17 protein-coding genes are annotated in these 17,757 nt (G+C 40.0%); 6 read left to right on the top strand and 11 right to left on the bottom strand.

Annotated elements, in window-relative coordinates; genetic code table 11:
* Nucleotides 1-46: 46 nt before the first annotated feature.
* The gene (locus B5G52_RS15290; protein ID WP_087533510.1) at nt 47-2,062 is read left to right on the top strand and encodes a methyl-accepting chemotaxis protein; all 2,016 of its coding nucleotides are present in this window, start codon (nt 47-49) and stop codon (nt 2,060-2,062) included.
* A 102-nt stretch (nt 2,063-2,164) separates the two neighbouring features.
* Here B5G52_RS15290 and B5G52_RS15285 read toward each other — a convergent pair whose 3' ends face one another.
* On the bottom strand, nt 2,165-2,647 hold the full coding sequence (locus tag B5G52_RS15285; protein WP_087533509.1) for a YajQ family cyclic di-GMP-binding protein: 483 nt from the start codon (nt 2,645-2,647) through the stop codon (nt 2,165-2,167).
* A 144-nt stretch (nt 2,648-2,791) separates the two neighbouring features.
* Here B5G52_RS15285 and B5G52_RS15280 point away from each other — a divergent pair, with 144 nt between their 5' ends.
* Together B5G52_RS15280 and B5G52_RS15275 are read left to right on the top strand one after the other, a co-directional pair.
* The gene (locus B5G52_RS15280) at nt 2,792-3,142 is read left to right on the top strand and encodes a VanZ family protein (protein WP_087533545.1); all 351 of its coding nucleotides are present in this window, start codon (nt 2,792-2,794) and stop codon (nt 3,140-3,142) included.
* Nucleotides 3,135-4,037, top strand: coding sequence for a ketopantoate reductase family protein (locus tag B5G52_RS15275; protein WP_087533508.1), 903 nt, complete (start codon nt 3,135-3,137; stop codon nt 4,035-4,037). Before B5G52_RS15280 ends, B5G52_RS15275 begins: the two co-directional genes overlap by 8 nt.
* A gap of 28 nt (nt 4,038-4,065) precedes the next feature.
* On the opposite strand, the gene thiI is transcribed toward B5G52_RS15275, so the two are convergent.
* Both thiI and B5G52_RS15265 read right to left on the bottom strand, forming a co-directional pair.
* Nucleotides 4,066-5,523, bottom strand: coding sequence for a tRNA uracil 4-sulfurtransferase ThiI (gene thiI, locus B5G52_RS15270; protein WP_087533507.1), 1,458 nt, complete (start codon nt 5,521-5,523; stop codon nt 4,066-4,068).
* A gap of 112 nt (nt 5,524-5,635) precedes the next feature.
* On the bottom strand, nt 5,636-6,286 hold the full coding sequence (locus tag B5G52_RS15265; protein ID WP_087533506.1) for a TetR/AcrR family transcriptional regulator: 651 nt from the start codon (nt 6,284-6,286) through the stop codon (nt 5,636-5,638).
* 251 nt (nt 6,287-6,537) lie between these two features.
* Between B5G52_RS15265 and coaD the strand changes: the two genes are divergently transcribed.
* Together coaD and B5G52_RS15255 are read left to right on the top strand one after the other, a co-directional pair.
* Nucleotides 6,538-7,020 carry a pantetheine-phosphate adenylyltransferase gene (gene coaD / locus B5G52_RS15260; RefSeq protein WP_087533505.1) on the top strand — a complete coding sequence of 161 codons (483 nt, stop codon included), beginning with the start codon at nt 6,538-6,540 and terminating at the stop codon, nt 7,018-7,020.
* A complete protein-coding gene (locus B5G52_RS15255) occupies nt 7,017-8,423 on the top strand; it encodes a capsule assembly Wzi family protein (RefSeq protein ID WP_087533504.1) in 1,407 nt (468 codons plus the stop codon). Before coaD ends, B5G52_RS15255 begins: the two co-directional genes overlap by 4 nt.
* 33 nt (nt 8,424-8,456) lie before the next feature.
* On the opposite strand, the gene B5G52_RS15250 is transcribed toward B5G52_RS15255, so the two are convergent.
* The 8 genes from B5G52_RS15250 to argC form a co-directional block, all read right to left on the bottom strand.
* Nucleotides 8,457-8,927 carry a hypothetical protein gene (locus B5G52_RS15250; protein WP_140394336.1) on the bottom strand — a complete coding sequence of 157 codons (471 nt, stop codon included), beginning with the start codon at nt 8,925-8,927 and terminating at the stop codon, nt 8,457-8,459.
* 589 nt (nt 8,928-9,516) lie between these two features.
* Nucleotides 9,517-10,047: a hypothetical protein gene (locus B5G52_RS15240; RefSeq protein WP_087533501.1), complete on the bottom strand. Its 531-nt coding sequence runs from the start codon at nt 10,045-10,047 to the stop codon at nt 9,517-9,519.
* A 14-nt stretch (nt 10,048-10,061) separates the two neighbouring features.
* A complete protein-coding gene (locus B5G52_RS15235; protein WP_087533500.1) occupies nt 10,062-10,268 on the bottom strand; it encodes a hypothetical protein in 207 nt (68 codons plus the stop codon).
* A gap of 292 nt (nt 10,269-10,560) precedes the next feature.
* A complete protein-coding gene (argH, locus tag B5G52_RS15230) occupies nt 10,561-12,426 on the bottom strand; it encodes an argininosuccinate lyase (protein ID WP_087533499.1) in 1,866 nt (621 codons plus the stop codon).
* 49 nt (nt 12,427-12,475) lie between these two features.
* Nucleotides 12,476-13,678, bottom strand: coding sequence for an argininosuccinate synthase (locus tag B5G52_RS15225; RefSeq protein ID WP_087533498.1), 1,203 nt, complete (start codon nt 13,676-13,678; stop codon nt 12,476-12,478).
* A 9-nt stretch (nt 13,679-13,687) separates the two neighbouring features.
* Nucleotides 13,688-14,608 (bottom strand): ornithine carbamoyltransferase, encoded by a 921-nt coding sequence (locus tag B5G52_RS15220; protein WP_087533497.1) that lies wholly within the window; start codon nt 14,606-14,608, stop codon nt 13,688-13,690.
* A gap of 8 nt (nt 14,609-14,616) precedes the next feature.
* The gene (argB, locus tag B5G52_RS15215; protein WP_087533496.1) at nt 14,617-15,378 is read right to left on the bottom strand and encodes an acetylglutamate kinase; all 762 of its coding nucleotides are present in this window, start codon (nt 15,376-15,378) and stop codon (nt 14,617-14,619) included.
* Nucleotides 15,379-15,385: 7 nt separating this feature from the next.
* On the bottom strand, nt 15,386-16,390 hold the full coding sequence (argC, locus tag B5G52_RS15210) for an N-acetyl-gamma-glutamyl-phosphate reductase (RefSeq protein ID WP_087533495.1): 1,005 nt from the start codon (nt 16,388-16,390) through the stop codon (nt 15,386-15,388).
* 210 nt (nt 16,391-16,600) lie between these two features.
* Between argC and argE the strand changes: the two genes are divergently transcribed.
* Nucleotides 16,601-17,749 (top strand): acetylornithine deacetylase, encoded by a 1,149-nt coding sequence (gene argE / locus B5G52_RS15205; protein ID WP_087533494.1) that lies wholly within the window; start codon nt 16,601-16,603, stop codon nt 17,747-17,749.
* Nucleotides 17,750-17,757 lie beyond the last annotated feature (8 nt).

Raw genomic sequence — 17,757 nt, 5'->3', positions numbered from 1 at the left:
AATTAAGCCGATAAAGTCTAATTACTACTCTTTTATGGAAATTCATATGAACTTAACTGTTAGCCAGCGTATTTGGGGTGGGTTTATCTGCATCACTCTATTGCTTCTTTTGATTGGGGGTAACTCACTGTTCAGAATTGCAAATATTAACAATTCTTCACAACAGGTAAACCAGTTATCATTACCCGCATTAGAAGAAAGCTCAGACCTTCAAGTTGAATTTATATTAATGAGTAAAGCTGCACAAGCCAGCTTTTATACTACTTCAACAGCAGAGCTAGCGCCTATCAAAACCGCGATTACAGAACGTAAACAACGCTTTGCTAAATCGAAGGCACAGTTACAAAGCATTGTGGGTGATCACCCGCAATTAAACCGCAACAGCCAAGATGTGCAAAAAACATACAACAGCTTTATCAAAGCTGTTGATGGCTTATTGAACGACAAAGCTGATGAGCTTGAAATTAACAAAACACTCCGAACTCAGCTTGAAACAATAGAGTTGGCCGCAGAAGATGCAAATTCAGTGGTGCTAGATATTATTGATATAGATGGCCTTGAAGAAAATGATGCTCGCGCCTATCAAGCCGCTAATATGCTAGAGAATAACTTTTTATCTCTAGTGACCAACAGTACAGATATGCTAACAGTTCAAACTCAAAATACATTAGATATCGTTAAAAACGAACAACTCTATTATTTAGAAGAGGTCGAGCGTAGTATTAGTTTATTAAAACCTGCTGTAGAGGCCGATAACCCTGACTTATTTGCTGATTTAAATAATTACTTAGTGATTATCCGCGAAAACATACAAGGCACCAACAGCCTATCGGCTAACAAAAAGCGCTTAATAGACGTAATCGCGATGACAAAGTCAGAGCTTGCACAAGCTGATGAAGCCACCACCACCGCGCTAAAACAACTCAATGAACTTGTAGAACAAGCTAGTAACGTGGCATTTGAGCTGCAAAAAGGTGTAAGTAACGATGTTAATTCTGCCAATTTATGGACATGGATTGGTATGATTACTGCAACTTTACTAGCTATTGTGGTTGCCTTTATCACCGTAAATCGGATAACAACACCATTAGCTGAAGTTAATCGCATTTTAGATATCGTTGCCAGCGGGGATATGACACAGCGCTTAGATGATTCAGCTAAAGATGAGTTTGGTGAATTATCACGTAGTTGTAATACCCTAATAGACAGTTTAAGAAGCTTGATCCAAGGAATTATTTCGCGCTCGACACAACTTGCTGCTGCATCAGAGCAAACATCGGCAATCACCGGTGAGTCAAGCCAAGCAATTCGCAACCAACAAGCTCAAGTGGAGCAAGCTGCAACTGCAACCACCGAAATGAGCAGTACTTCACAAACGGTTAGCAACAGTGCGCAACAAGCACTGAAAGAAATTAAAAATGCCGATAAAGAAGCGGATCGGGTTAAAGGTATTTCAAGCCAAAACAAAGCAACTATTGAACAACTCGCCCGCGAAGTTGACGACGCATCACAAGTGATCAATAAATTACATCAGGATAGCGCCTCTATTGGCAGTATACTTGATGTTATTCGTGGTATCGCAGATCAAACTAACTTACTCGCACTTAATGCCGCAATTGAAGCTGCCCGTGCAGGTGAACAAGGTCGAGGTTTTGCCGTAGTTGCTGATGAAGTGCGTTCTCTTGCCAGCAAAACACAAGAATCAACACAAGAAATTCAAGCAATGATCGAGTCACTGCAAAGTGGTGCTGAAGCAGCAGTATCAGCTATGTCCAAAGGCAAACAACAAGCTGAATCGTGTGTTGAGCAATCAGATTTAGCCAATACTGCTCTTGATTCTATCACTACTGCTGTCGCGCAAGCTCATGACGTGAGTGAAGAGATATCAACCGCAGCACAAGAGCAACAGCAAGTGTCTCAAGAAATTAGCGAACGTCTTGAGTCAATCGTAGCGATTGCCGAGCAAACAGCTGAAGGGGCGAACCAAACTAATATTTCAAGCTCTGAAGTTGCAAAGCTCGCTGAGGAATTACGTTTGTCAGTCGATGAGTTTAAAGTTTAAAGTCATAAAACAGTATTAAAAAGCCCCGCTGATTGCTCAACGGGGCTTTTTCTTTACCTATCGTTAGGTTTTAAAGCGCCTAAACTTGTCGCAGTACTTAGATTAATCTCTAAAGTTTTTAAACTGAAATGGCTGCCCCAATTCAGCACTACGAACGACTTGCATTGCTTCTTGTAAGTCATCGCGCTTTTTACCTGTCACTCGTATTTCTTCGCCCTGAATCGCAGCTTGCACTTTCACTTTTGAATCTTTAATTGCTTTAACCACTTTTTTAGCAACGTCTTTTTCAATACCTTGCTTAAGAGCGACGTTACGAAAAACATTTTTTCCTGCACGAGAGATATCTTGCAACTCTAGGCTTGATACATCCATACCACGTTTTGATATTTTGTTTGCTAAAATATCAAATAATTGCAGCACTTGAGCGTCAGCTTCTGCTTTAAGTTTTATGGTTTTATCGTTTAGCTCAATTGATGCATCAACACCTCTAAAATCAAAACGAGTGTCTAGTTCACGTTTTGCATTATCAACAGCGTTTTGTGCTTCATTCATTTCTACTTCAGATACAATATCAAAAGAAGGCATTAGTCTCTCCTAACAAGATTTTTTAATTTATATATTATACCGCCTATTTTATAAATCTTTACATATTTCTGTGTTTCGTTCAGGTGCGATACTAAATTTGTTTGATATACTATGGCTCTATTTTTAAACGATTTAGGATATATCGTGACTAGGCGTGTTTACCAAGCTGTTTTTTTAGTCAGTATAGTGGCCTTTACCTTTTTATTTGCCAAGGAAATCAAAGGCGCTGCCAATCTGTTCCCACATGTTGATAAAGTTGCCCACTTTGGCATTTTTTTTGTCCTTGCCGTTGTAATGGACAAAGCATTTAAAATTCCATTATGGGTGCAAATCTTAACGCTAGCAGGCTACGGTGCCGCCATTGAGGTAATGCAAGATATGCTACCCTACCGCCAAGCATCTGTGGCTGACTTTATTGCTGACTTTGCTGGTGCTGCCAGTTACTTCATAGTCAAATTTGCTTTTCATATTGGTAAAAAACCCAATCATGGATAATATTGTTATTGTAGGCGATGGAGCAATAGGTTTACTTTACAGTCACTTTTTAAGCGCTAACAATCATATCAGCTTAATTTCTCGCAAAGCTAAAGTAATCAATCAATATTATTATCAAGATTCTGATAAAAGCAAAATCATCAATGTTAATGTTTTAAGCAATAAAAATTTAGAACAATTGAAACCTATAGACACGGTTATATTTGCGGTTAAAGCATATCAAGTAAATGAAGCTTTAGCTCAGTTACTCCCCTACTTAAGTCCATCATGTCAGCTGGTTTTATCACATAATGGCATGAGTGATCTACAGGCTATTTTAACTAAATTAAAAAGCCAACACGCTCTCTATTTTTTAACCACCCGCTTAGCAGGCTACAAAGCTGACTCTAATACTGTGGTACATACCGGCGATGGTGAGAGTATTTTAGGCAGTTGTAATGATATCGCAACCCAAGGTCTACCAGATATAGTTAAACAGCTATCAGCCATTCCTGATATCCGTCATAGCAAACACATTGCTTTAATCCGTTGGCAGAAGTTACTTATAAATATTGCAATTAACCCGTTAAGTGCATACTACAATGTTAAAAATGGTGAGCTCACAGCACCTAGGTTCAGTACTGAAGTATTTAATTTACTCAGTGAGTCGTGTTTTATTGCCAATAAGTCAGGTATCAATATCAATCTAGCGGATACACTAGCAACAGCATACCAAGTGATGACAGATACTGCATTTAACTACTCATCAATGCAGCAGGATATTACCCATAACCGCCCAACTGAAATCGATGCTATGTGTGGCTACATTTGCCAACAGGGAGCAAAAGTTGGCGTTAAAACGCCTTACAATCAGTATTTTCTCGATATGATAAGGCATAAAAAAAGCGCGAATTAATCGCGCTTTCTACCTATTAACTAAACTATTATGGGCGATATACCTTCACATTGGCAAACCCATTTTCATGTAATATCAGCGCCTGTAATTGACTCATCACCCCTTTCGCGCAATATAAATAGTAGTCTTTATCTTGTGGTAAATCCCCAAACTTAGTCGCTAAACGGAAGAACGGTAAATGTACAACCTCAGTACCATTAATTTCTAACGGGTTAGCATCTTCTTCTTCAGGTGAACGAATATCAACAACCACTGCACCGACGGGTAAATCAGAAACCGATTCAGCCTCTTTAAGCTCTTGTTTTGCTTCTACGTCAATATCACGCACGTCCATCATACGAGCATTAGCAACAACCGTATCGAGTACATCAAAGTCAAACTTTTGCTCTTCGGCTTCAATAACCTGGATTTTTGCTTTAACAGTCGGCTTTTTCGAAATTACGCCGCAGTACTCAGGCATAGTTTCAGCCATTTCTGCGGTGCCAATTTTACGGGCGATGTTTATAATTTCTTGCTTGTCATGTTGAATAAGTGGACGCAAAATAAGGGTTTCAGTTACACGATCAATCACGCTTAAATTAGCCAATGTTTGGCTTGAAACTTGCCCAATACTTTCACCAGTAACTAAAGCTTGAACTCCCATTTTCTCGGCTATTTGGCTACCAGCACGCATCATCATACGTTTAAGCACCACACCCATTTGGCTGTTTTCAACGTTTTCAAGAATTTCAGCAACAACAGGTTCGAAATCCACACTTATAAATTTAACTTTATGTGTAGAGCTAAACTGTTTCCAAATATAGTAGCTGGCTTGCTTTACACCAACCTCATGAGCCGCCCCACCGAGGTTAAAGAATAAAAAATGAGTACGTGCACCTTTACGGATCATTTGATAGCTAGCAACACCAGAGTCAAATCCACCTGACATAAGTGATAGCACATCTTCTTGTGTGGGTAGTGGGAAGCCGGCCATACCAAAATGAGTTTGCGTAACTATATAGGCTTTATCATCTTTTATTTCGATACGAATTGTCACTTCAGGGCGACTAAGCTGTACACGCGCACCTTCAACATGTTGGTTAAGGCCTCCCCCTACATAACGCTCTACATCTGTAGAGGTAAAGTCGTGCTTACCTTGTCGTTTACAGCGCACACAAAAGGTTTTGCCTGCAATGGTATGGCCGATAAGATCTAAGGCAATCTCATAGATGTCGTGAAGGTTTTCGTAGGTTGTTTCAGTTACCTCAATAAATTGCACTATGCCAGGTATACGCTGTAGAGAATCAATAAAATCAAGACGCATCTGTGCGTCGTCACTGAGCGTGACAACTGAAATATTATCCCAGTTGTTTTTAACTTGTACTTTCTCGTCTAGCTTACGCAGCACGATTTTAATGTTATTTTCTAACACTTTAGTAAAACGTTTACGTACTGAACGGCTTTTAATGGCTATTTCAGGATGAAGTTTGACGATAAATTTAAGCATAGTTTACTCGTTTGGCAATTTAAGAATTCACGCACCCAAGTGCTGGGCGCGCGATTATAGCAAAAAATCTAACGTCTAGGAAATAAACAAGTACCGCTTAACTTAGTTTGGATTAAGTCGGTAGAGTTTGCTGTGCAAGTTCGGTGTATTTTTCTTTTAATTGATTCAACTTAGGCAAGCTTTGCTCTGCAGCATAAGCTTTAAACAGCGCTAACACTTTTAAAATACCTTTATAGATATCTTGTTGTAGTAACTCACCACTGAGTCGACGTGCCTTAATATACGGCGTCCAAAAGCTTACGGTCAGTTTTAACATGTGCGCCAGCTCTGTAGCATCTTCATCGTCAAGCTCCATTAAGCCGTTATCACGTAAGCTTATTATGATACCACGCACTTGCATGAGTAAGGCTGACTGAAATTCTATGTAGTCTTTTTTTAGTACTTCATCGCGAGACAGGATATCGCCTAAATTGTCGTAGAAAAAATGAAAACGCCACATTAATTCAAACAACGCATCTAAATAGCCACTGAGCTGTACAAAGCCATCACTATCATTGCTTACTGGCGTAAATTGGGTATGCAAATGTTCACTGTAAAGCGCAAAAATATGACGAAGAATGTCTTCTTTATTTTTAAAGTGATAATAAAGATTGCCAGGGCTAATCCCCATATGAGAAGCAATATGGTTAGTTGTAATCGCACGTTCCCCGTGCTGGTTAAACAGCTCTATGCTGGTCTTAATTATTTTATCCTTGGTACTCATATATTCAGCTACTCTAGGTTGTTAGTAAAGTAAATGCTCAAAGTTTATGCAAATAATATTAGCCGCGCAGTATATACAAATCCAATCGAATAAAACACCACCTTGAAAATTTCTATCTTAAATATAACTGATACAATAATCACCTTGAATAATACTAACGTTAAGTAATAACAAGTGATTACCTTAACAAGGCTGATTTGCAGTAAAAACACTGATAATATAACCACAAAAACAACACTAAGCTAAATCATATGAAAGTTACAGCTATTTACCCTGGTACCTTTGATCCGCTCACGAACGGTCACACAGACTTGATTCAACGTGCAGCTAAAATGTTTGATACTGTTATTGTTGCTATTGCACATAATCCAAGCAAAAAACCCTGCTTTAGCTTAGATGAGCGTGTAGAAATTGCTAATAGCCTACTGAATCATATTGATAATGTCTGTGTCATTGGCTTCTCTGGCTTACTTGCTGATCTAGCTCGTGACCACCAAGCCAATGTACTCATAAGAGGCATTCGCGCTGTTTCTGATTTTGATTATGAATTCCAACTAGCTAATATGAATAGGCGTTTAAACCCCGATTTAGAAAGTGTCTTTTTAACGCCCGCTGAAAAAAACTCATTTATTTCGTCAACATTAGTTAAGGAAGTAGCCCGCCACAAAGGTGATGTCAGCGAGTTTGTGAGCCCAATTGTCGTTAAGGCTTTAGAGGATAAATTACACGGATGAAGTTAACTAAGCTTGCGAGCTTTGCCGCATTACTCTCGCTTTCTGCGCCCAGCATAGCAGGACCTTGGATTGAAAGTGATGATCCACTCTTACGCGCTTCAATTGAAATGCTCTTTAATCAAGGTGTGATAAAGCAACCAATTAATAGCTACCCGTTGATGTGGCAAGGTATTGCTCGAGACCTAAATAATATTGATCGCGATAAGCTATCAGTGCAAAGTCAATTTGCCTTACAACATGTAAAACATGCCCTAGCAAATGCTAAGCACAGCACTAGCTCAGGTATTAGAGCAAACTACAATAGTGATGCAAACTTGCAACAGAGTTTTGGCAGCCGTGATCAACAAAAAAGCGGAGTAAACAGTTACGGCTCTATTACAGGAAATAGAGTCAGTGCCAAGGTCAGTGTTAATTATGCAGATGAAGCGCTAGATGATAAGTACACAAATTATCAGGGAAGTTATTTAGCGGTACTGATTGCCGATTGGTCTATTAGCGCAGAACAAATAAGCCACTGGTGGGGGCCAAGTAATGATAATGCCCTACTCCTATCAAATAACGCTGCGCCAATGAAAGGCGTTAGAGTTAACCGCGCCAATACGCAATACGATGGACCGAGCTTTTTTTCATTTATTGGTAACTGGCAACTTACCGGTATTTACGCTAAACAAAAACCGACTCTTACTAATAATGATGAAGGTGATTATTGGGCAATGCGTTTTGCCAGTACACCGCTGCCTGGGCTTGAAATTGCGTTCAGCACATCAGGGTCAGATTTCTTAACTAGCTCTTATATTGATACCACAACATTAGAAGCTGACAATAAAAAGCAGCAGCTTACCAGCCTAGATGCAAAATATTCTACGCAAATAGCAGGTCAACCGCTTGGATTTTACGCTGAGATAATGGGCCGTAATGACAGTGGGTTTGCCCCGAGTGATCCATTTTATACTGTTGGCATTGAAAGTTTTTTTGGCGATCAAAAGCAACTACTAAAAACTTACCTTGAGTATACCAATACCCAACAAGAGTGTGTGTCGGCAATGGATTGCACTTATGGCAATGATACCTTAACTAATATCAGCGCAGGCTATATTCATAAAGACCGCTTAATGGGCAGCTCAACACCTTATAACAGCAAATCTGCAGTCATAGGCGCCCAATATCACACAATGAATGGTTATGCTGGTTTTGCTAAGCTACGCTGGTTAAGCGGGGAGTCACTCATAACAGCCCCTGCACAAGAGATTGGCTCATTTAAACGAGTACAATTAGAGCTTGGTTATCAACAAGCACTATTTAGCGGCCTTTGGCAAGTAACTGGCTCCGTATTCAAAGATGAGCTGAATAATGATTCAGACACAAACACCGCGGTTAAAACCAGTTGGGAATACCGTTTTTAAAAGCTTTTAAAGCGACCGCTAAATACATTGAGATCAAGCACTTTGCTTGGTCTCAAACACCCATCTATAACACCCTAATAGCCCTAAAAAGTCTTTGTTAGTTAACAGTGCAATAATCATCATCACATCCATAACATTGACGGTAATCGAGTAAAAAGTCCAAAACCACCAAGGCTCGTAGTTCATTAATACATTAATATCGATATGCATTGCCAAAAACAGCAGCATGCTCACCGTTAAACCAATAATGATGTAGAGCTTAGCGGGTAGTTTGCCAAGATATGTACCACTGGTAAGCCGTAAGATTATCAATAGGCAAACTAAGTTAGACGAAAACCAAAATAGGTAGGTAACACTACTGTGTAATATGTCGAAGCCAAGTACAGTAATAATGAGAGGATCTGAGAACAAATAAAATAAAAAAATAGTCAACGATACCGCCATTAGAGCTGTATCCCCCTTGGGAAATGCAGACTTTTTCACCAAGTTGAATAGAAAAACCATAAGAAAGCTCCACATAATGAATGAAGCTACATAAAGCTCAAAATAATACTCTATTGAGCTCATCAGTTATCCAAAGGCTGCTTATCTATATTGTGCGAATACCCTGACCTCTGTGTGTTCACGGCTTTTCTAAAAAAGAAAAAATCTTTTTCTGTAGTCAGTGCCATTATCATTAAAAAGTCTATTATGTTTACACCGTAAGAATAGACTGTCCACAAGAACCAATACTCATTATTATGACGAACATAAATATCATAATGTGTTACTAGCATCAGTAGAGCATTCAAACCTAGACCTATTAGAATATAATAAAGTAAGAGGAATTGATGTTTTTTTATAATAAGAAACCATACCAGCAAAACTACGATAGTTATTAAATCGTAGATAAACCAGTTCATATAATTACTTGATGACAAACGAACAATATCACTAAGTATGTACGAAAAAGCCATGCAAAAACATAGTTGGACTATTGATTTATCAGGGTTATTTAGCTGTGAAACTAATTTAAAAAGGAAAGCCATCAAAAAGCCCCACTCGATAAGCACACCGATATAAGGGCCTATTACATCATTTATGTACATAACTACTACAGTGAGTGGCTAAGATTACGTGTTTTAAATAATGCTTTAATTCCGTTTTTAAGCTTAATTAACCCTAAAATATCTCTATCAACAATCAGCGCAACGATCATTGTGAAGTCGATAATATTCACACCGAAAGAATATATATCCCAGAGAATCCATGGCTCTTTATTATACAATATGTAGATATCATAATAAATTAACAGAAATAATGAACAATTGATTATTAAACCAGTACAGAGGTATAAAAACGAAGAAGGCGTAGCTGTGTTTGAAAATTTCCAAATTCCCATTAAAATTGCGACTGTCACTAGATCCCATACAGCCCAGTGAAGATAAGTTTCAGTAGTCGAAAACCAAGAAAAAAAATAGTCACTACTAAAATAAGATAAAAAAAGAATAAATGAACTAAGTAATAAAGTTAAATTTTTTTTAGGTGTCGCAAAGTAAAGAAATATATTAAAGAAAAAGGCCATCATGAAGCCCCATATAACTAGGGCTCCTAAGGATAAACCAAAATGTTCAGTCAAGTACATTCATATTCCAATAGCTATTGAGGTCGCTTATCTGGATCAATGATAATCCCGCCACCGCGTTGAATTTCTGCACCGCCAGCTGCCGCTAGTGCTTCTTGTGATATAGACACTGTATCAGATTGTAGGGTTTTATTGCTAGCGCTTTGTTCTAAAGCTGGCTTTGATTGTTGCATAGAGTTGTATGCTTGCATTTGCAATTGGCTGTTACCTGTAACTTGCATGAGAGTGTTCCTTTCATTAATTGTTGAATTGATTGCTTAAGCAATTTAAGTTGTTATTGCAAAACGCTATGATATTTTTTTGGCGTATTGCAAAGATGTACCCTTACAGAAACATCTAATTAATACAAAGCAAATAGCGATCCAACTTTTAATCAATTCTGATCTATTTATGATCTTTTTACTATTTTTAGTAATATTCCGAGGAAGAAAAAGACGAATGAGGTCATACCAGATGTGCTGGGACATAAAAAAACGCACAGGGGTAACCGTACGTCTTTTACATCCAGGGATTTTAAGCTACGTTTTTACACGGGATCTCCGTGTTTCGACTTGGCTTCAAAATAAATTCCATTGCGACTTCGTCACAATTGTCTTTGCGTAAACAAAGTTCACAGTCTTTCATTACCTTTTCAGGTAAGCTTTCTTTAGTACAGAATGTAAAACCTTGCTTTTCAAAAAAATCTGGTACTCGCGTCAATACAATGATGCGATTGAGTGCCAATTTTTTGGCTTTGCCAAGTAAATGCTCAACAAGTTGCCGCCCTTGCCCTGTTACGCCAGTTTCAGGGTCTATTCCTAGTGAGCGTATTTCGGCAAGTCCAGTATCATAAATATACAAAGAGGCACAGCCTGCAACCGTTGAGTTCACCTCAGTGACTGCAAACTCATTGATTGAATGCACCATATCGCTTTTAGCTCGCGGTAAGTTTTCACCTACTGTTGCCCAGTGCTGAATAAGCTTAGCAATAGACTCAACATCATCTAGGTTTGCATCACGTACCGTTATTTGCTGTTTTTTTTTGGCATCTTTCACAGCATTGGTTACTTGCTCTAATGATGTGCCACCGAGTGCTTGACGCGCTTTAATACAAGCGTCTATTTCTAATACAGGATATACATCTTGTTCAAAAATACTATGTACTGACTTAAATTGTTCTAAACTTAAATCTTCTAAGTTATTACCTTGTGCAATAGCCATTTGTACCAGCACACCTACAATGTGGTGACCTTCTCTAAATGGGATCCCTTTGGCAACTAAATAATCAGCAAGTTCGGTCGCATTTGAGTGTCCACCCTTTGCTGCAGCGAGGGTACGTTCGCCATTTACTTTTACACCTTTAATACACGCTTGTGCCATATGAATGCAGGCAAGCCAAGTAGGCATTGCATCAAACAAGCCTTCTTTGTCTTCTTGCATATCTTTATTATAAGCAAGTGGCAAGGCTTTAAGGGTCATCATCATCGCACTGAATGAGCCAAACACACGACCAGTTTTACCACGAATAAGCTCAAGTGCATCTGGGTTTTTCTTTTGCGGCATTAAAGATGAGCCAGATGTCACGTTATCAGCCAACTCAATAAACCCTGCTTCACCTGAGTTATAAAAGATCAAGTCTTCTGCCATCCGCGATAAGTGAATCATTGAAATAGACGCGCAACTTAATAGCTCTACCACAAAATCACGATCCGATACCGAGTCTAAGCTATTTTTAGTCGCAGCGGTAAAACCTAGCCCCGTGGCAAGTGTTTGCCTATCTATTGGGTACGCCGTCCCCGCAAGTGCACCGCTGCCTAATGGGCAAAAGTTCATCCGCGCTTTGGCATCACTTAAACGACTTTCATCACGCTCAAGCATTTCAACATATGCCATACACCAGTGACTAAATAACAGTGGCTGCGCACGTTGTAAGTGCGTGTAGCCAGGTAAAATAGTACCTAGTTCACGCTCTGCTAAAGCAATAAACTCACCTTTTAATTGCCCTAATGCTTCAAGTAAGTGATCGGCAGTATCACGACACCATAATCTAAAATCTGTCGCTACTTGGTCATTACGGCTACGTCCTGTATGTAGCTTTTTCGCCAAGTCACCTACTTTTTCAATCAGTGCAGCTTCAACATGTGAATGAATATCTTCAGCGCCCGACGTCGCCACAGCTTGTGGGTTCACTTTAACTTCATCGAGTAATTCATACAGTGCCGCCACCAGCGATTCATGCTCGCTACTCGTTAGTACATCAACTTGCTTTAGGGCACCCGCCCACGCCACAGAGCCAATAATGTCTTGCTCTGCTAATTGATAATCGAAGGGAAGTGAATCGTTAAATTGTTTAAACGCTTCATCTGGACCCGTAGAAAAACGTCCGCCCCATAATGCCATGAAATATCTCCAAACCCTGAAACTGCCCCGTTTAACGGGGCGTATTAAATTACTTCTTCGCTAATGCCGAAATTCTGCTTGAAAGCGAGAATAAACGAATAAACCCTTCAGCATGCGATTGGTCGTATACATCATCTTCACCAAAGGTTGCAAAATCTTCGCTATATAAGCTGTTTGGTGATTTTTTCTGCACAGCTGTTACTTGGCCTTTGTAAAGTTTTAATACTACTTCACCCGTTGCCAGTGTTGATAATGCTTCTGCACCCGCTAAGATTGAATCTTTCAAAGGTGTAAACCAGCGACCGTCATACACTAGGTGTGAAAACTCACCGCCCAATACTTCTTTCCATTTACGGCTTGATTTATCAAGTACAAGCTCGTCAATTGCTTGTAATGCTGCCATGATCACCGTACCGCCTGGTGTTTCATAACAACCACGTGATTTCATCCCGACTAAACGATTTTCCACAATATCAACACGACCAACACCATGAGGCGATGCAATATCATTAAGCTTCACTAAACAGTCATACGGTTTTAATTGCTCACCATTTACGGCTACCACTTCACCTTCAACAATATTTAAAGTAACTAATTCTGGCTCATTAGGCGCTTGTTCGGGAGAGTTCGTCCATGTCCATACTTGGTCACTTGGTTGGCACCACGGATCTTCAAGCTCGCCACCTTCGTGAGAAATATGCCAAGCGTTAGCATCGCGGCTATAAATTTTGGTTGCAGACGCTGAACAAGGAATATCACGCTCGGCTAAGTAATCTAATAGCGACTCACGGCTTGATAAGTCCCACTCACGCCATGGAGCAATCACTTTTAAGTCCGGCGCTAAAGCTGCAAAGCACGATTCAAAACGAACCTGGTCATTACCTTTACCTGTACAACCATGAGAAAGCGCATCTGCACCTACTTTACGCGCAATTTCAACTTGTGCTTTAGCAATGATTGGGCGTGCCATCGAAGTACCTAATAAATAAGTACCTTCGTAGATTGAGCCAGTTTTTAACGTTGGGTAAATGTAATCACTTACCATCTCATCTTTTAAATCAACTACATAACATTCTGATGCGCCTGATGCGATAGCTTTTTCTTCTACGCCTTCAAGTTCTTCAGCGCCTTGACCTACATCAGCCACAAACGCGATAACTTCACAACCGTAGTTTTCTTTTAACCATGGCACGATAGCCGATGTATCTAAACCACCAGAATAGGCTAATACGACTTTTTTAATTGAACTCATTGGTATACCTTAAACAAAATTTGGATTTAATAATGTAACAAGCAGTGCGTTTTGCGCGTGCATACGGTTTTCTGCTTGCTGTATAATTTTTGACGCCGGACCATCCATTACCTCAGAGGTAATTTCAAATTCACGGTGTGCTGGCTGGCAATGTAGTACAGTATCAGCCCCTGTTTGCTCAAGTAATGCTGCATTTAATTGATACGGCATGTACTTTTCTTTAACTTGTTCAAGCGGTGTGTCATCACCCATTGATACCCAGGTATCGGCATAAACAACATTAGCACCTACCGCAGCTTCAACACGGTCGCTCACCATTACGGATGCACCATTCATTGCGGCTATTTGCTCTGCTTGCTTTAAAATTTGCGAATCCGGTGAACTTCCCTTCGGACAAACCGCAACAAAATCAGTACCCAATGTTGCCGCCAATAACATCAGTGAATGCGTTACATTGTTGCCTTCACCTAAATAAGCAAGTTTGAGCTGGCTTACATCACCATACACTTCTTGCAGCGTTAAAAAGTCAGCCAAGGCTTGGCATGGGTGATATAAATCACACAAGCTATTTACCACTGGCACACTGGAAAACTCAGCCAGTGTGGTCAGTGTTTTATGCTGATTAACACGTGCGACAATTCCGTCGGCCCAGCTAGCTATATTTAATGCAAAATCTTTTACTGACTCACGGGCGCCCATAGCGCCATTTTGCGAATCCAAATAAACCGCATGGCCGCCTAATTTGTTAATACCAATATCAAACGATAAGCGAGTGCGCAAACTTGGCTTTTCAAATAACGTGACAACTGATTTACCCGCGAGCGCTTGGCTAAAATCAGCGGGATTTGCTTTTATTTTTTGCGCAAGATTAAGTAATTTAAGTGCGCCTTTTTGGTCTAATTCAAGACCAGATAAAAAATGATTAAACATGTAAAAACCTATGGTGTAATTTTTGTTCCGACGTGCTCACCGTTAAGTAAAGCAATTAAGTTATCTGGCTTTTGCCAGCTCGAAATATACACACCTCGTCGTAAATGTTGGGCAGCGTGAAGACTGGTCTTAACTTTGACCTCCATCCCGCCCACAATTACTCCTTCTTCAATTAAAGTATTGATCTGATTTGTGTCAAGTTGATGTAACGGCTGTTTATTTGCATCAAGTACCGCTTCTACATCGGTCATAAAAATAATTTCAGCATCGAGCTCTTTAGCTATCGCTGCGGCTGCTTCATCTGCATTTACGTTATACCAAAGACCGTCCTCACCAAATCCTATTGAACTGACGAGCGGTAAACGACCCTGTTTTAAAAGCGCAGGCAAGACACTTTGAACACCGCTTTGACATTGACCAACCTGACCTAATGCTTTTAGTTTTTGCGTAGCAATAATACCGGCTTCATACAAGCTAAGCCCTACAGGCATATGACCTGCAACAATAGCTTGGCTCATTAGCTGCTTATTTGCACAACCTGCTAGCGCGCCGACAATGTAAGGCATTTGCTCTTTTGGGCTAATGCGTAATCCTTGGTGCTTAGCACTGGCAAAACCAGCCTCTTTTAACCAGCTATCCACTAAAGCCCCACCACCATGCACAATCACATATTGCGCTTGGGTTTGTGAGGCAAGCGCAGCAAACAATGCTTTTGCGGCATCTTCAGTATTAAGTACTGCCCCACCTAACTTAATTACCCATGTTTGCATTACTTAACTACCCTTTTAAACCTGTGCTATGAGGTAATCCCATAACTAAATTAATACATTGTAGCGCTTGACCAGCAGCACCTTTTAATAAGTTATCAATAGCAGCCATAACAATCAGTTGCTCACCTTGCTGTTGCCACGCAATGTCGACATAAGGCTGTTTTGCAACCCCTTTGATGGACGGGATCTTACTACCAAGCAAACGAATTAGCGGCTCGTCGGCTAAGACCTGATAAGCATCTGTTACTTGCTCTGGCGTTACGTCTGTCTTTAATTGGACGTAGATAGTTTCTAAAATACCGCGAGGAAAATTACCTAAATGCGGTGTAAATAAAACCTCATGGCCCAAGTGTAATTCTATCTCAGGGCTGTGCCTGTGATTAAATAAACCATAAGGTGCAAGTGACACTTCACAAAAGTGGGTACCAACACTTGCTTTACGCCCAGCGCCGGTAACACCCGATACCGCATTTATAATCACAGGCTGATCAGCTAATAAACCCGCTTGTTGTAATGGCTTTAATGCATTCAATGCCGCCGTTGGGTAGCAACCCGCAACCGCAACAAGTTGCGCCGCTTTAATTGTTTCGCCATTCCACTCAGCTAAGCCATAAGCCGCTTGGGCTAATAAGTCTGTGTGCTGGTGTTCAAAGCCATAATAAGTTTGGTAGTCGTCATTGCTACTTAAACGGTAACCACCGGATAAATCAAACACCTTTTTACCCATAGCTAAAAAACGAGGCGCTAACTCAACACTCACTTTGTGATCTGTACATAAACAGACAAAGTCAGCGCTCGTCTCTATCTCGTCGAAAGCAATTTCGCTTAGCGGTAATAAAGGTGTGTCCAGTAAACCTAAATGCTCTGGATATAAATCACTCAACAACTTGCCTTTATCTAAGCTTTGCTCAGATACATAACAACCTGTTAAGGTTAATTGAGGATGCTTAACTATTAAGCTGGCTAACTCAGCACCGCTATAACCACTTGCGCCAATAATGACTACTTTCATTCGTTACTCTTTTAATCGTTAATACTGTTATTCATATAGGTGTTCAGTGCAGAACAATGCACTATTAATTAGGAATGAAATTTCGTTATCGTCGTATAATGAACATAGCTCTACTTAAATATATTTATGCTTAAAAAGTGAATTGATATTCATCATAAATACTTTTATATTGTTATGCAATTAGATTGAATAATTATTTTGGATTTTTTTATGCCTTTACCGTCGTTTTTATCTATGTATCAGCAATTGATTGCTGCGCCTTCAATTAGTGCTATGGACGAGTCTTTGTCTATGAGTAATAAAGGCGTTATCGACTTACTCGCAAACTGGTGCAAAGAGTTAGGCTTTGACTGTGAAATAACTGAACTTTCTGGGCCTAAGGGTCGCTTTAACTTATTAGCAAAGCGTGGCGAAGGCGATGGTGGTTTAATGCTCGCAGGTCACACCGACACCGTTCCTTTTGACGACAGCCGCTGGAATTATGATCCATTTAAGTTAAGCGAACATGACAACAAACTTTATGGTTTAGGTAGCATTGATATGAAAGGTTTTTTCGCATTCGTATTGCAAGCAATTAGCGAGCTAGATGAAAGTCAGCAGAGCCAACCTATATTAATTTTAGCGACCGCAGATGAAGAAACCACAATGGCTGGGGCGCAACAAATATGCAAACACCCCAATTTAAAACCAGCACGCTGTATTATTGGTGAACCAACAGATATGACTCCCGTATTTACTCACAAGGGGCACATGAGCACAACAATTAGAGTAATAGGCCGCTCAGGTCATAGCTCAGATCCTGAGCGTGGTTTAAATGCCATTGAAGTCATGCATCAAGTCACTTCAAGGCTGTTAGTATTAAAGCAAGAATTAAAGAATAAATATTCAGTAGAGCATTTTGTTATCCCTTACCCTACTCTTAACCTTGGCCATATCCATGGTGGTGACAATGCTAATCGCATTTGTGGTTGCTGTGAAATGCATATTGATATGCGACCATTACCGGGTTTAAGTGTACAAGAATTACAAGCTATGCTGCTAACAATCGCGGCAGATATAAATAACCAATACCCTAATGCAGTCAGTGTGGTTGATATGCATGAACCTATTCCAGCGTTTACAGGTAGTACTGATTCAGCCCTTGTCAAATTAGCCGAAAAAATCTCAGGCGAACAAGCTGTAGCTGTAAATTACTGTACCGAAGCGCCGTTTATTCAACAACTTGGTTGTGAAACGATCGTGATGGGACCAGGCTCAATTAATCAAGCCCACCAACCAGATGAGTTTTTAGCGATGGAAAAAATTAAGCCATCACAACATATTATCAGTGAGATGATTAAAGCGAGTTGTTTTAGCTGAACAGTAAA

It is taken from the genome of Pseudoalteromonas sp. A601 (assembly GCF_002165575.1).
Classification (GTDB): domain Bacteria; phylum Pseudomonadota; class Gammaproteobacteria; order Enterobacterales; family Alteromonadaceae; genus Pseudoalteromonas.
This window is presented reverse-complemented; position numbering and strand designations above follow the sequence as displayed.

Bases quoted from the DNA above. Each gene is read 5' to 3' on its own strand.
- B5G52_RS15290 (WP_087533510.1), top strand. From the start codon at position 47: ATGAACTTAACTGTTAGCCAGCGTATTTGGGGTGGGTTTATCTGCATC.
- B5G52_RS15285 (WP_087533509.1), bottom strand. From the start codon at position 2,647: ATGCCTTCTTTTGATATTGTATCTGAAGTAGAAATGAATGAAGCACAA.
- B5G52_RS15275 (WP_087533508.1), top strand. From the start codon at position 3,135: ATGGATAATATTGTTATTGTAGGCGATGGAGCAATAGGTTTACTTTAC.
- thiI (WP_087533507.1), bottom strand. From the start codon at position 5,523: ATGCTTAAATTTATCGTCAAACTTCATCCTGAAATAGCCATTAAAAGC.
- B5G52_RS15265 (WP_087533506.1), bottom strand. From the start codon at position 6,286: ATGAGTACCAAGGATAAAATAATTAAGACCAGCATAGAGCTGTTTAAC.
- coaD (WP_087533505.1), top strand. From the start codon at position 6,538: ATGAAAGTTACAGCTATTTACCCTGGTACCTTTGATCCGCTCACGAAC.
- B5G52_RS15255 (WP_087533504.1), top strand. From the start codon at position 7,017: ATGAAGTTAACTAAGCTTGCGAGCTTTGCCGCATTACTCTCGCTTTCT.
- B5G52_RS15250 (WP_140394336.1), bottom strand. From the start codon at position 8,927: ATGGTTTTTCTATTCAACTTGGTGAAAAAGTCTGCATTTCCCAAGGGG.
- B5G52_RS15240 (WP_087533501.1), bottom strand. From the start codon at position 10,047: ATGTACTTGACTGAACATTTTGGTTTATCCTTAGGAGCCCTAGTTATA.
- B5G52_RS15235 (WP_087533500.1), bottom strand. From the start codon at position 10,268: ATGCAAGTTACAGGTAACAGCCAATTGCAAATGCAAGCATACAACTCT.
- argH (WP_087533499.1), bottom strand. From the start codon at position 12,426: ATGGCATTATGGGGCGGACGTTTTTCTACGGGTCCAGATGAAGCGTTT.
- B5G52_RS15225 (WP_087533498.1), bottom strand. From the start codon at position 13,678: ATGAGTTCAATTAAAAAAGTCGTATTAGCCTATTCTGGTGGTTTAGAT.
- B5G52_RS15220 (WP_087533497.1), bottom strand. From the start codon at position 14,608: ATGTTTAATCATTTTTTATCTGGTCTTGAATTAGACCAAAAAGGCGCA.
- argB (WP_087533496.1), bottom strand. From the start codon at position 15,378: ATGCAAACATGGGTAATTAAGTTAGGTGGGGCAGTACTTAATACTGAA.
- argC (WP_087533495.1), bottom strand. From the start codon at position 16,390: ATGAAAGTAGTCATTATTGGCGCAAGTGGTTATAGCGGTGCTGAGTTA.
- argE (WP_087533494.1), top strand. From the start codon at position 16,601: ATGCCTTTACCGTCGTTTTTATCTATGTATCAGCAATTGATTGCTGCG.